We start from the raw sequence: 14,824 nt of genomic DNA, 5'->3' as shown, positions 1-14,824 counted from the left end.
TGGGTAGGGGGTCAGATGAAAAACCCTGTTTGTGCATGGCTTTTTCACTCTTGTTTTGTACTTTTTGCAACCGGGAATAATTCTATATCATCACTTTATCAGCATAAGTGCTTAGGTATCAATTGCTAAAGGTAGGGGTAATTCATGAATCACCCCCACCTTTTATGTAAATTCCATTAGACATCTCCAAAAATTAAATGTGCGTTTCCTATAACCCTTGTAGAGACGTTCCATGGAACGTCTCTACATTTTTTTCTGGAGATGTATATTAAACAATCAATCCATGATTAGGTTAACGGAGAAATAGAATCAATGGTTTGAATAGGTGGCATGATACCAGGGAAAATATCACTACCACCAAGTGCGGGAGGTGCGGGAGGTTCACTAATGGAACCCAGGGGATCTGCTATAACAGCCGGGAAGGAGTTAAACGCTGTTAATTGGATATTTTGGTTAGCTTTAAGTTGAATATCCTTGATAATACCGAATTGTTGTCCTGTGCTACGAGATTTAATTAGGTAGTCTTGAGATAAAGTAGCTTGACCTTTATTGGAACTATTCACAGCAGTAAAGAAGATATCACTGAAGTTGATATTACCAACCAAACCGATGATATCTGTGCCAACTTGGAAGTTAAAGATAGTATCGACACCCCAACTTGAACCAAGAACAAAGGTGTCAATGCCTTGACCTGTTCCACCGTAGAGTATGTCAGTACCTTGACCACCAATGAGGGTATTATTACCTGATTCTCCGTAAAGGGTATCATTACCAGCTTCACCAAAGAGGAAGTCGTTACCTGTGTGGGCGTAGAGGATATCATTTCCAGCACCTCCAAAGACGTTATCATCGCCTGCATCGGCATAAACGATGTCATTTCCTGTTCCTGCGTCTACATAGTCATTATGAGAACCTGCTTCGATGGTGTCGTTACCGTTACCGCCCCAAATTTGGTCATTATCGGAACTGGCGTTAATGTAGTCGTTACCGTCTCCACCAGAGAGGATATCATTTCCTGAACTGCCGCCGTAAAGTTGGTCATCACCTGCACCACCAAGGAGGGAGTCATTATCAGCATCACCATCTAGGGAGTCGTTACCATCGCCTCCAACTAAGAGGTCATTTCCTTCTTGTCCGTTGAGAGTATCGTTACCTAAACCTCCAAAAAGAGTATCATTACTAGCTTTACCATCCAGGAAGTCATTACCAGCAAGTCCTATGATCGTATTTGCGTTGTTGTCACCAATTAACGAGTCATTATGGTATGAGCCTTCTAAATCTTCTACATTGAAAATGTTATCGCCTTGGGCATCTCCACCTTTATTATGACCAGAACTCAGTTGAACAGTAACTCCTTCAGTGGATGTGTAGTAAGAAATCATGTCTTTATCTGCACCACCATCTAGGGTGTCTCCACCTGCACCGCCGATTATGTAGTCATTACCATCTCCACCAAAGATTTGATCTGCACCGTCTTCACCGTAGAGAGTATCGTTACCTGCATCACCGTAGAGGATATCGTCACCGAGTTGACCGTTGATGAAGTCGTTGTCATTACCGCCACTCATGGTATCGTTACCTGCACCACCGGCTAGGCTATCTTCACCATTGTTACCTGCCATGAAGTCAGCATCATTTTCACCATAGAGGAGGTCTTTACCATCTCCACCACGCATGGTATCGTTACCGTCTCCACCAAAGATTTGATCTTCTCCAGTATCTCCATCCATGATGTCGTTATCTCCGTCACCATAGAGGAGGTCTTTACCATCGCCACCACTGATGTAGTCGTTTCCTGCGTCTCCGTGAATTAGGTCGTTGCCGGTTTCACCGTAGATGTTATCTGCACCGTTGTTACCGGAAATGGTGTCGTTGTCTGCACCACCGTAGATGTTGTCGTTACCGTCATCACCTTGAATGAGGTCATTACCTTCATCACCATAGATGGTGTCATTTTCTGTACCTCCACTGATGCGATCGCTTCCTGCATTTCCGTTAATTAGGTCTTGGCCAGCATCGCCAAAGATCAGGTCATCGCCATCGTTACCTTGAATGGTGTCGTTGTCGTTACCACCGCTAATGGTGTCATTGCCGATATTACCTTGAATGTTATCAGCACCATTATCACCAAAGATAGTATCAGCACCTTCATTACCTTGGATAGTGTCGTTATCGTCACCACCATTGATTAGGTCATTACCAAGATTACCAAAGATGGTGTCATTACCAGCACTTCCTTGAATGGTGTCATCTCCATCATTACCTGTGATGTAATCTGCACCACCATCACCTGTAATACTGTCATTGCCTAAGTTACCTTGAATGTTATCGTCACCAAGACCACCAAAGATACTATCAGCACCTTCATTACCTTGGATAGTGTCGTTATCGTCACCACCATTAATTAGGTCATTACCGAGATTACCAAAGATGGTGTCATTACCAGCACTTCCTTGAATGGTGTCATCTCCATCATTACCTGTGATGTAGTCTGCACCACTATCACCTGTAATGTTGTCATTACCTTCGTTACCTTGGATGTTATCGTCACCAAGACCACCAAAGATAGTATCAGCGCCATCATTACCTTGAATGGTGTCGTTATCATCTCCACCATCAATTAGGTCATTACCGAGATTACCAAAGATGGTGTCATTACCAGCACTTCCTTGAATGGTGTCATCTCCATCATTTCCTGTGATGTTGTCTGCACCACCATCACCTGTAATGTTGTCATTACCCGCATTACCTTGGATAGTGTCGTTATCGTCACCACCATTAATTAGGTCATTACCGAGATTACCAAAAATGGTATCATTACCAGCACTTCCTTGAATGGTGTCATCTCCATCATTACCTGTGATGTAGTCTGCACCACCATCACCTGTAATACTGTCATTGCCTAAGTTACCTTGAATGTTATCGTCACCAAGACCACCAAAGATAGTATCAGCGCCTTCGTTACCCCGGATAGTGTCGTTATCTTCACCACCATCAATTAAATCATTACCGATATTACCGGAAATGGTGTCATTACCAGCACTTCCTTGAATGGTGTCATCTCCATCATTACCTGTAATGTTGTCCGCACCACCATCACCTGTAATGTTGTCATTACCTTCGTTACCTTGGATAGTGTCGTTATCTTCACCACCAAAGATGGTGTCATTACCAATGTTGCCAAAGATTCTATCTTCGTTGTTATCTCCATACAAGAGATCGTTTCCATCATTGCCATAGAGAGTGTCTTGGTTATTTCCACCACTGATATAGTCGTTACCAGCGCCTCCATATAGAAGATCATTGCCATTATCTCCCCAAATTTCGTCATCACCATAACCACTATCACCCCAAACGGTGTCATCTCCGCCCCCAGCATGGATATCATCGTCACCATCACCGCCTCGAATGTAGTCGTTATTACCTGCGTCTGGGTTATTTTCTAAATCGCCCCAAATTGTGTCTATTCCTTGGTTGCCGTAAATTGTATCTGCACCAAGTCCACCGATAATGGAGTCGTCACCAAGTTCACCGTAAAGGGAATCATTACCTAAACCGCCATTAATGGTATCGTTGCCAGCATCTCCAGTAATAATATTGTTTTGGTTGTCACCAATTACTTCATCGTTATAGGTTGAACCAGCAACATGGATAAAGTTGAAGAGTAAGTCTTGACCACCCCATCCATCAATTGCGCGACCTGTGGAAAGATTAACTCGCACTCCACCGACATCTCGACGATGGCTGAGGGTGTTAATTCCTGTACCACCATCTAGGGTGTCATTGCCGGCATTACCAATAATGAGGTCATTACCTGCTAAACCTTCGATGGTGTTATCAAGTCCATTACCAATCAGAATGTCGTTGAAAGCACTACCGATGATGTTCTCTAAGTTGCTGAGGGTGTCAACAGTTCCATAACCATCAACTGCTTTACCTTTGGCAATGGCAAAATTTGGTTCTAGGTCGGTGTAATAGCTGTCGGGGTTGGCATCGTTAACGAGTTGGTTGTAGCGTTCTAGACGATTATGGCTGAAGTCTTGGTTTTCTTCAATGTTGACGATAACGGCATTGGGAGACTCTTGATAGATAACTGTATCTATGTTTTCGCCACCATCAATAATATCGTTTCCTTGTTGTCCTCGGATGCGATCGTTACCTGATTGACCATAGATGGTGTCATTACCAGAACCACCTTCTATGTAGTCACCGTAAGTACCACCTTCTACATAGTCATTACCTGCATTAGCATAAATTTGATCGCCGCCATCACCACCATAGATGCGATCATTGCCGTTACCACCACTGATCCAGTCCCAGTCATCTTGACCATAAATCAAGTCGTTTCCGTCTTGACCATAGATAGTGTCATCTTCTGAACCACCATAGATAGTATCGTTTTCTGTACCACTTTCGATGTAATCATTTCCTGAACCACCTTCAATGGAGTCGTTACCAAGACCACTGTAAAGAGAATCATTACCACCCCAACCTTTTAAGGTGTCATTTCCACTATCACCATAAAGAGTGTCAGAAGCATTATCTTCATTACCACCATCTAAGAGATCATTACCGTCTTCACCTTTCAGAAAGTCACTATCTCCCTGACCATAAAGGGTATCATTTTCTGTTCCACCATAGAGAGTATCTTGACCATACCCGCCATAGATTAAATCATCATCGTTCTCACCTCTTAGATCGTCATTGCCTCCGTTACCATACAGAGAATCTTTTCCATAACCTCCATAGAGATAGTCTGGAGATTCATCTTCATTGCCACCATCTAAAATATCATTGCCATCTTGTCCATATAGATAATCTGTACCACTTTGTCCATATAGCTTATCATCACCACCACCACCAACTAGAGTATCACTACCATTCTGTCCATAGAAAATATCAGTGTAATTACCACCATACATTTCATCACTAAATTGTGATCCTACGATTTGCTCAACATTACCAACCGTATCTACAAATCCAAAACCATCCTGAATCTTATAAACATCTGAACCAGCATATTGTGTAGCTTGAACTTTAATATAAAAAAAGCTAATGGAGTAATCAGCAACATCAACTCCATCACCACCATCCAGTAAGTCATAGCCTTGACTACCAATTAAAGTGTCATCACCTCCATTACTATGAATAATATCGTTCTGAGCTAAACCATTTAGTTTGTCCGAATATGGACTTCCTTCAATCCAATCACTTTTGTCTGTCCCACTAAAATCACTGATACTAGTCAGGATTGTTGGTTTATCTAAGAAATAAAAACCTTTAGGATGCAATTCATTAAAAAACTTTTCAAACGATTCAGTTAGTTCAGGTTTGTTAAGATATATATTAAAGTCATGTTTTGTTAAGAAAGGATCTTGTGCGAATGCAACTGCAAAATTGAAAAGACTTCCCAGCCTTAATAACCAATCATCTTTGGAAAATTGCAGCTTGGTTATAGGATCACCTGGATTAACAATATTGTATTTAGCATCTCCATAATAATTGTATTTAGGGTCTCCATCATAATCATACTTTTCAAACCCTCCAGCACTGAGATAATTAGTAGGTGAACCAAGACCAATAAGTTTAATATCTGAAAAATCAGAATTGTCAATCTTAACTTCATCTCTTGATTTCATATCTACTAAGGCATCCTCAAAGAAAAAATTTCCTTGAGAATAACCAACCATAATTAAAGAATTATCTCCGCTTTTAAGCCAATTAACTGCACCTTGTTGACCATCCTTATCTTTCATCCAAGTCTGATTTAGATTGTTGAAGCTGATATCCGTTCCACTAAACCAAAATTGGCTGAATGCCTCTTTAATATCTTCAGGTAATCCAATCATGACACCTTGATATATCGCATCAATTATTCCTACTTGTGGAAACAAAATTGACAAAATAGAAGTAACTGTTCCAATAACTTTTTCAACAAATTGAGCATCGTTAAAAGCATTGGCTGGATCAGTTGAAAATTTAGAAACTATGGAACCAATATCATTAAAAACAGTGGAAAGATATTCATTGTCTTTAAATTTGTTAGCTAAATTTTGTAATTCATCACTAGGATCGCCATCAAATAACCCTTTAATAAGGTTCCAAGTATCTGTAGCAATCTTGGCAATGCCATTTGTTAAACTACTAATCGAAAACCTAGTAGCATAGAACGCTTTTACGGCATCTATGTCAGACCATTTCACTTTTGTTAGCTCATCAACATTCATTCTTTTGTCTAATAAGTTACCTAACGCATATGTAGCGACTCCAATTACTACACCTCTTGCAATGCCGTTTATAAATGCAGGTCCAATATCACCTTCTGAAGTGTTATAGAATGACTGATAATCTATAGAACTTGTATAAATCTTGTTTCCAACATCAATTTTTTCATTAAATGGTAATTTTAATTTCTCTCCAAGTTGAGTAGATTGTTTTTCAAAATTTTCTTTGGTTGTAAAAACACCATTAATAAAAAGGGTACGGTTTTTACCAGCATCTTGCAGAAGTTGATTGTAAACAGAATCGAAATCCCATGTATACCCATTTGAATATGTTGAAGTTGACAACTCTACTGAAGTATTATTCCCACCCAAATTCAAAACAACAGAATCATTCTCCTGCTTTATCTGCAAAATCTGCTGCTGACTCAAATTCACCCCACGCACAAGAGCAGAAAACAACTCCCCTTCATCCCCAGCAGTATCAGTTTTATTAATTACCCAATCTACAGAATGCCCAATTTCTTCTAATAAAACAGCCGCAACAACTTGAGCATTACCCGCATACCTATTCAAGAAATCTTGAGAGACATAAATAGTATTTGTAGCACCTGCATAAGCAGCATTTGCACCCTGTAACTCAGCACCAGTTTTAACTTCTATATTTGGTAAAAATGAAAAATTACCACCATCCCATTGCTGACGCAGACTCTCTACCTTCGCAGCATCATAATTTGTACCAAAAGCCGTTTGAATCTTACTAATAAAATCTGACCGTCTCGCAAAACTTGTCAAGGAACTATAGGCATTTTGTAGCGCGTCCTGTAATAGTTGCACGGTGAAGCTATCAACATTGTTGAAATTGAAAGACATAATTTTTACTCCGGTAGTTACACTCTGGTATGAAAAAAAAAGACAACAAATCCCTAGCAGGTGCTAAATAAAGATACGTAATATCTCCACCTAATACCCGTGTTTTAGCTGATATGAGCAGTATGTATTGAAAACAAAGAGTTTGAATACATACGTTTTAAATCAATTGCTGTTCATGTCCTGATTATTACTTACTTGCTTAGTCTAAACAAGATACTTTGTATAAAGTTTTGATGAATAACTATGTATTTCGTGTGTACTTAGTATAAACTTGCATTTAAGCAAATACAAAATTTCTATAAAGTCAAACCAGGTTGGAAAAAAGAATGGACAGATACAACCCTGGAAACCCTGTTGTAAGCTGGTTTACGGAATTTTGATGTAGTCTGACGGAAGTAATATTTTGAATATTGAATTGGGACTCAACATATTTTCATGAGACATCTGGTAAAAAAATGCGAGTTCAATAAATCTCTCTGGCGCGGAGAGTGGGATTAAAATCCTTAAGAACGTAAAATTAATGGTTTTACGCCTCTCCCTGTTGTGGGGTTTGGAGAGGGGTCAAATTATACTCGTTAAACTCACCTAAAAAAATATAGAGACGTTGCACAGAACATCTCTACAAGGGTTTTGGAACAGGGATATTTGAACTCATTCTGCTACTGAAAATAGACAACTCGTGCATCTAGTCCGTGCGATCGCAAAAAAGAAGATAAGCACTCGGCCTCACCCCGATTTGTAAATCCTCCTGCATGGACATACGCCCCAAGTTTATGCTGTGCCAGGAAAGCATCAGCAACATAGCGTCTGACAAACTTTAATAATTGATCTGAGTTACTGGGAATAACAACCACATAAGGGCGGTCTGCAAATTTGCCAATAACAATCACATTGCTCTGTTGGGAACTATTGAAAAATCTATTAACTTCAGGCAGACTTCTAGATATACAACGGGGAGTCTGTGTCCAAGCTTGGTCAGATAAACCTTGCCAAATCACAGTTGCAACTATTCCTGTAATCAGATATTTATTCACCTACTGTTTAAACTTGTTTTTAGTTTCCTCAAATTACTTTATCAGTTCTGGCTGAAGAATCCACAATTTTTAAGATTACAGAGGATCAAGTTGACAGATTCTGATTTTAATGATGGGATTTCTTAGACCCTATACCCCGTTCATTCTTATTTTCGGCAATAGAATAAATCATAGTTAGTTGTTGCCTTCCTCGTAGCTGCATCTCTTGTACTTTGTGAGTAGGAAAATGGGACTTAATAAGTTGAAACGTTGTTTCGCTCATTAAGATACTATAAGGATTTCCTTCTTTGACATTTTTGTTGAGTTGTTCTAAACGTGCCGCAATGTTGACGGCATCTCCTAAAATAGAATAATTCAATCTTGCCGACCCACCAACACTGCCAGCAATGACTAAACCTGTATGAATACCAATACCAATACTAATGGCAGGTTTACCCTGGCGTTCTAATTCCTGATTTAAGGAAATTAATCTTTCCTGCATAGACATGGCAGCAGCGACGGCATTAATGGCATCTTGTTGAATTTCTTCTGCTTGGGTGTGGGGAAAGGGAATCCCAAACACAGCCATTACGGCATCACCAATATATTTATCTATGACCCCATGATGTTCTTGAACACAGTCAGCCATAGCACCCAGGTAAATGTTTAACCACTCTAATAACTCTCGTGGCTTCATACCTTCAGAAATAGTGGTAAAGTTACGGATATCACTAAAGAGAACGGTTGCTACCATTTCTTGAGCTTCTAACTGGCCATTTTGCAAAATCTCCCGGCGATGTTGCCAGATTAATGTTGCTGTTTCTTGAGAAACATGACGAGCGAATAAACTCATCAATTGTTGTCTTTCTTTTTGTTCTTGCCACTGTATGCTTAATCCAGCGAGGAATATAGTACCGATGGGAGCAGCTATAGGTAAGCAAAGATGAGAGGTTGTCAGAGTTACAACACAGAGGCTAAACCAAGTCAGAGGTAATAATCCTAGTAGTAGGGTGCGTTGGTAGAGTTTCAAAGGTATTAGTAATAAAGTTGAACTCATACCCATGCTGAGTAATAGCAACAGTTCCATCTGCCAAGATAATCTTTGCAGAAATCGCTGGTTCAGGAGATTGTCAATAGCGGCTGCGTGTAGGTAAATACCGGCTGTTGGTGGTGTTTGTTCATAGGGTGTTTTGAGGATATCCTTTGCACCAGTGGCAGTTAAACCAATGAGGATGATTTTGTTTTTGAGTTTGGCTGTATCTATTTTTCTCTGCACAACATCTATAAAGGAATAGGTGGGTATTTCCTGAGTTGGTGCTATCCAGTTAATCCAGACAGTTTGAGTTTTTATGCCTGCTTGCAGAGATGGAATGGGGATGGGAGATTTACGGGAATTATCAGTATTTGCGGTTATGGTTTGTTGTAGGCTGTTGTTATATGCTTCCAGTAATTTAATACTTAAGGAAGGGACTTGATCGATATAGAGAAAAAATTGACGGGTGACTCCATCTTGATCAGGATTGCTAACGATGTGGCCTTTGGCTGCGACACTATCTAAAATGGGGACGGGACGGAGGGTTTTTTGCTGTGTACCAGGGGCGATCGCTAGGACGATGTTACCATTGATTTCGATGGCTTCGGCCAGTCCTGAATCATATTTGGTGGGTTCTGTAAATAGGATATCAAAGCCGATCGCACCGGGAGGAGAGGCTTCTAATGTTTCTAATAGTTGAGTATAGCGATCGCGCGATAAAGGAAATTCTCCATACTCATTTAATGTCGCATCATCAATACTAATCACAGCAACGCGCTCATCCCAAGTAAAATGATATAGACGGTTGCGAGTATTTAATAATAAATTAAATCCTAGTAATTCTAGGGGTTGCCAAGCACCTGCTTGCCATAATCCCATTGATAATAGCAGGGTTAATAGGTAAGGACTCAGTAAATGGTTGTTTATAGAATTAAGTAGATATTTCCGGATCTTTCGCAGAGATTTTTCCCAAGCTTTAAAAGTCATTTGCAAATAAAGGGAACAGGTAATGGGTAATGGGTAATGGGGAAAAATTCAAACACTTCTGCTTCCTAAGCAATAATTCCTTGATGGTACAAGCCCCCGGATTTATCCGTGGAATCAATCCAAAATCCAAAATCCAAAATCGAACGACTTTCCGCTCCCCTGCGATCGCAAGTTTCATGATCTTAAACGAAATGAAGCTGAAAAATCTAAAATAACTGAATGTTTCCACATCTGTAACACATCGTGAACCTACGCCAATTAATTCCCATTTTTGATAGTTCCGTTTCTAGCTGGTCTTTAGAAGCGCGGTTGCTGCGCTGGTTAACCTATGTTTGGCTATTTATCGGCTTGATTATTCTCTTTTCTGCCTCCTATGCCGTAGCTGATGAACGTCAAGGTGACGGACTATACTATTTTAAGCGACAAATTATTTGGGTATTAGTTTCCTTAGTCATCTTTAATATCATTGTGAACCTGCCCTTGCGGAAAATTTTGGGGGTATCTCACTGGTTTTTGATCTTTTTTCTTTTCTTAATTTTTCTCACCCTCGTACCAGGACTAGGTAGAAAAGCCTTTGATGCTGCCAGGTGGATAGCTTTGGGTCCAATTCCCATTCAACCATCAGAATTGATTAAACCCTTTTTAGTCTTGCAAAGTGCGCGATTATTTGGTCAATGGGAAAAACTTTCTTGGGGAGTTCGTCTGTCTTGGTTAGGAGTTTTTTGTCTTGTACTGTTAGGAATTTTGGCACAACCTAATCTCAGTACCACTGCGCTGTGCGGAATGACTATTTGGTTTATTGCCCTCGCCGCAGGATTACCGTATAAATATCTAGGAGGCACAGCTATAGGGGGAATGTTATTAGCCTTATTGAGTATCAGTATTAAAGAATATCAACGCCGACGAGTGATGTCTTTCCTCAATCCTTGGGCTGATGCCACAGGAGATGGCTATCAGTTAGTACAAAGTTTACTAGCCGTAGGTTCAGGTAAAACCTGGGGGGCTGGATTTGGCCTTTCTCAACAAAAGCTATTTTATCTACCTATTCAAGATACTGATTTTATCTTTGCAGTCTTCGCCGAAGAATTTGGCTTTATCGGCGGCGTGTTACTTTTATTACTTTTAGCTGGCTTTGCTACATTAGGATTAATTATCGCCCTCAAAGCTAAAAATCCTACCGCCCAATTAGTAGCTATTGGCGTAACTGTGGTCATGGTTGGACAATCATTGTTACATATTGGTGTAGCTACAGGGGCGCTACCAACCACAGGTTTACCCCTACCCATGTTTAGTTATGGTGGTAATTCTATGATTGCTAGTTTAGTAGCTGCCGCATTATTGATTCGCGTAGCTAGAGAAGGTAGTGAAGCTGAAGTTGTGCCTTTGCGAAGAACCAAACCTGAGAATGGACGCAGAGGACGGATGTTTTAGAGGTTGGTGAAAAAGCAAAGAAAATAGAATCAGATCCCCGAATTATTTGAGATATCAGGGATCTTTTTTTTAGCTTTGCATATTTAGGGCAGATAGCAGGGTTACAAGTAATGAGGCAGAATCAATTACACATATTCTTTTCCTGTTTCCTCTCTCCACGTAGGAAGTTAACTTTGCACGATCACTTATTAGATTACAAGTAAGTATTCAGGATAAAAATACTCTAAGTCAGGAGAATAAAGGCTTTTTTGGTCAACTTTGATGATTTTGATAAAATCTCACTCCTCTCTATTCTTCATTTCATAAGTATTCTGACTCCTGACTCCTAGATTCTTACGATTACAAAGATGTCTATCGGTTGGAACAATACCTAATTAATTTTGCGGATGTACTGATAAGTAGATATATTGAGAAATCTAATTGAGTTTTTGAAAGAATTACTTATACATCCAAAAAACTTGTTTCTTAGCTCCCTATTACCTGCCGTTAACGTCAAATAGGAATGCCATATTACTTGTATTGGGTCAATATGTCAAAATAGTTAATTTTTGGTTAAATTTGAAAATACTGCACCAAAGTGGGGTATTTAAAAATATAGAGAATAAAAAATCGTTCCAAGACGCAAAGCAGCTTGAGAAAGTAGCACAGCGTCAATATCTTGGTGTAGCTTAAATTATAAGCGATCGCTCATTGAAAGAACTAGATAAGTAATAATGCAGATAATTACCAAAAATCAGAAACTTGCATCTACTCAAGTTCCTAGACTTGATCATTGTATTCACCAAACCCTGCTCAATTATTTTGAAAATTCATGGGAATTAGAAGAAACACTCCTCAAAAGCATAATTAACGAAAACACTTTTTACCTTAATCCCGATCCTTTAAGAAATAAATTAATTTTTTATCTTGGTCACTCCGCAGTTTTTTATATTAACAAATTAATTCGGGTTGGTTTATTAGAAAAACGCATCAATCCCCAATATGAAATTCTCTTTGAAATCGGAGTAGATCCAGAAACACCAGCCGAACTAGAAACAGCAACAAAAGATATCATCTGGCCAGATGTAGAAAAAGTTTGGCAATATCGAGAAAAAGCCAGAACAGCAATTACCAAAGTCATCGAAAATACTCCCTTAAATCTGCCTATTCATCCCGAACATCCCCTCTGGGCTTTATTGATGGGCATAGAACACAGTCGCATTCATTTTGAAACCTCATCTATGCTACTGCGTCAATTACCCGTTGATAGATTAAAGCGTCCCCAAGACTGGAATTACGCCCCTACAAATGGAAAAAGTCCTGATAATCAAATGCGGGAAATTCCTGGTGGTTTGGTGAAATTAGGTAAAAAAGAAAATGATTTTACTTTCGGTTGGGATAGCGAATATGGTAATTTAGAAGTTGAAGTTAAACCGTTTTTAGCCAGTCAGTATTTAATCACCAATGGCGATTTTTTGGAGTTTGTGAAAGCTGGTGGTTATGAAAATGCAAATTATTGGAATGTTGAAGCTTGGAACTGGAAGAAACTCTTTAATGTCCAACATCCAAAATTCTGGATACCTGAAAATAACGGAGAATATCGCTATCGAGCCACATTTGATGAATTAGATTTACCTTTAGATTGGCCTGTGGAAGTCAATTATTATGAGGCAATAGCTTACTGTTCCTGGAAAGGTGAAGGAACTCGTTTAATGACAGAAGCAGAATGGAATCAAGCTCTAAAAATATCAGAAGATTTTTCTGAACAAAATTATTTAGACAATAACTATAATCTCAATCTCCAATTCATCTCACCTTCCCCCGTAGGGATGTTTTCAGCAAAGCATAAATCTGGTATTTTTGACTTGCGTGGTAATGTTTGGGAATGGTTAGAAGATACATTTTACCCCTTACCAGGATTTCAAAGTCATCATCTTTATGAAGATCAATCTGCACCTTTTTTTGATGGTAAACATCAAATGATGCTTGGTGGTTCTTGGGCTACAAATGGTACAATGGCTTCACCATGTTATCGTAATTGGTTTCGTCCCTATTTCTATCAGCACGTGGGTTTTAGAATTGCTGAAAATTGCCAATAATTAATTTATTTTTTCATTCAGGATTATTAAGAGGATTTAGAAAATGATTACTCAACCTTTAACAGTTTTAGATCATCATTATGAAGAGTTAAGCGATGATGGAAAAGATGTAATTCAGGGATTAAGTCAAACTCCAAAAACTTTATCTCCTAAATATTTTTATGATGATCATGGCTCTTTATTATTTGAAAAAATCTGTGACTTACCAGAATATTATCCTACACGCACAGAAGCATGGATTTTAAATAAATATGCTGATGAAATTGCTGAAATTACAAATTGTTGTGAGTTAATAGAGTTGGGTAGTGGGAGTTCTACTAAAACTCAAGCTTTATTAGATGCTTATCAAAAAATTGCTAATTCTTGTAGATATCTTCCCATTGATGTGAGTGGGGGTATTCTCAAAACCAGCGTTTTACAGTTACAAGAAAAATATCCTGATTTTTCGATTCATGGTTTATTAGGAACTTATGAACAAGCTTTAGTTCATTTGGAATCTAATTATTTACAGTCGCGTATGTTGTTTTTTCTGGGAAGTTCTTTAGGGAATTTTAACCAGGAAGAATGTGATATTTTCTTAAATCAAATTTCTCGAACCTTAAAAACAGGAGATTTCTTTTTACTGGGTGTGGATTTACAAAAACCCAAGGATATTTTAGAAGCAGCTTATAACGATAGTCAAGAAGTGACCGCTGCTTTTAATTTGAATATGCTTTCTCATTTGAATTGGCGTTTTCAAGGTAATTTTGATATCAATTTGTTTAAACATCAAGCGATTTATAATCAGGTTGATAATCAAATTGAAATGTATTTACATTGTCAAAAAGACCATTGGGTAAGTTTAGAAGCTTTGGATTTAAAAGTGTTTTTTGAAGTAGGAGAAAGTATACTGACAGAAATTTCTCGGAAATTTGATTTAGGAACTATGGAAAAACAATTGCAAAGTAAAGGATTAAATACTGTGAAAACTTGGACAGATGAACAAGGGTGGTTTGGATTGATTCTTTGTCAACTTAAATGAGCTTTTTTTAGCTTAAATAAATGGGTACATCAGATTAGATAAATCATTAATAATGAATATATGACATCTGACGTACCTTTTAATCAAATTAATCAAATATTTGTATAGATAAATTTGGGTTTAAAAAAATGCAAAGGTTCTTTAATTGCTGTTTTGAGTTAGAATTT

Annotated in this window: 6 protein-coding genes; 3 read left to right on the top strand and 3 right to left on the bottom strand. The window is 38.7% G+C overall.

Features of this window, described 5'->3' with window-relative positions; all coding sequences use genetic code 11:
- Positions 1-287 precede the first annotated feature (287 nt).
- From ACLLO5_RS05450 to ACLLO5_RS05440, 3 genes are all read right to left on the bottom strand, one after another.
- Positions 288-7,094: a beta strand repeat-containing protein gene (locus ACLLO5_RS05450; protein WP_413174468.1), complete on the bottom strand. Its 6,807-nt coding sequence runs from the start codon at positions 7,092-7,094 to the stop codon at positions 288-290.
- Between the two features lie 659 nt (positions 7,095-7,753).
- On the bottom strand, positions 7,754-8,128 hold the full coding sequence (locus ACLLO5_RS05445; RefSeq protein WP_413174467.1) for a hypothetical protein: 375 nt from the start codon (positions 8,126-8,128) through the stop codon (positions 7,754-7,756).
- Positions 8,129-8,234: 106 nt separating this feature from the next.
- A complete protein-coding gene (locus ACLLO5_RS05440) occupies positions 8,235-10,127 on the bottom strand; it encodes a CHASE2 domain-containing protein (protein WP_413174466.1) in 1,893 nt (630 codons plus the stop codon).
- Positions 10,128-10,370: 243 nt separating this feature from the next.
- Between ACLLO5_RS05440 and ACLLO5_RS05435 the strand changes: the two genes are divergently transcribed.
- The 3 genes from ACLLO5_RS05435 (at position 10,371) to egtD (ending at position 14,657) form a co-directional block, all read left to right on the top strand.
- Positions 10,371-11,558 carry an FtsW/RodA/SpoVE family cell cycle protein gene (locus ACLLO5_RS05435; protein WP_413174465.1) on the top strand — a complete coding sequence of 396 codons (1,188 nt, stop codon included), beginning with the start codon at positions 10,371-10,373 and terminating at the stop codon, positions 11,556-11,558.
- 713 nt (positions 11,559-12,271) lie between these two features.
- Positions 12,272-13,636: a 5-histidylcysteine sulfoxide synthase gene (gene ovoA / locus ACLLO5_RS05430; RefSeq protein ID WP_413174464.1), complete on the top strand. Its 1,365-nt coding sequence runs from the start codon at positions 12,272-12,274 to the stop codon at positions 13,634-13,636.
- Between the two features lie 43 nt (positions 13,637-13,679).
- The gene (gene egtD, locus ACLLO5_RS05425) at positions 13,680-14,657 is read left to right on the top strand and encodes an L-histidine N(alpha)-methyltransferase (protein WP_413174463.1); all 978 of its coding nucleotides are present in this window, start codon (positions 13,680-13,682) and stop codon (positions 14,655-14,657) included.
- The last annotated feature ends 167 nt before the right edge of the window (positions 14,658-14,824 follow it).

The organism is Anabaena azotica SJ-1 (assembly GCF_047275885.1).
Taxonomy (GTDB): Bacteria; Cyanobacteriota; Cyanobacteriia; order Cyanobacteriales; family Nostocaceae; genus Trichormus_B; species Trichormus_B azotica_A.
The sequence above is the reverse complement of the archived record's forward strand: the minus strand, read 5'-3'. Positions and strand labels throughout refer to the sequence as shown.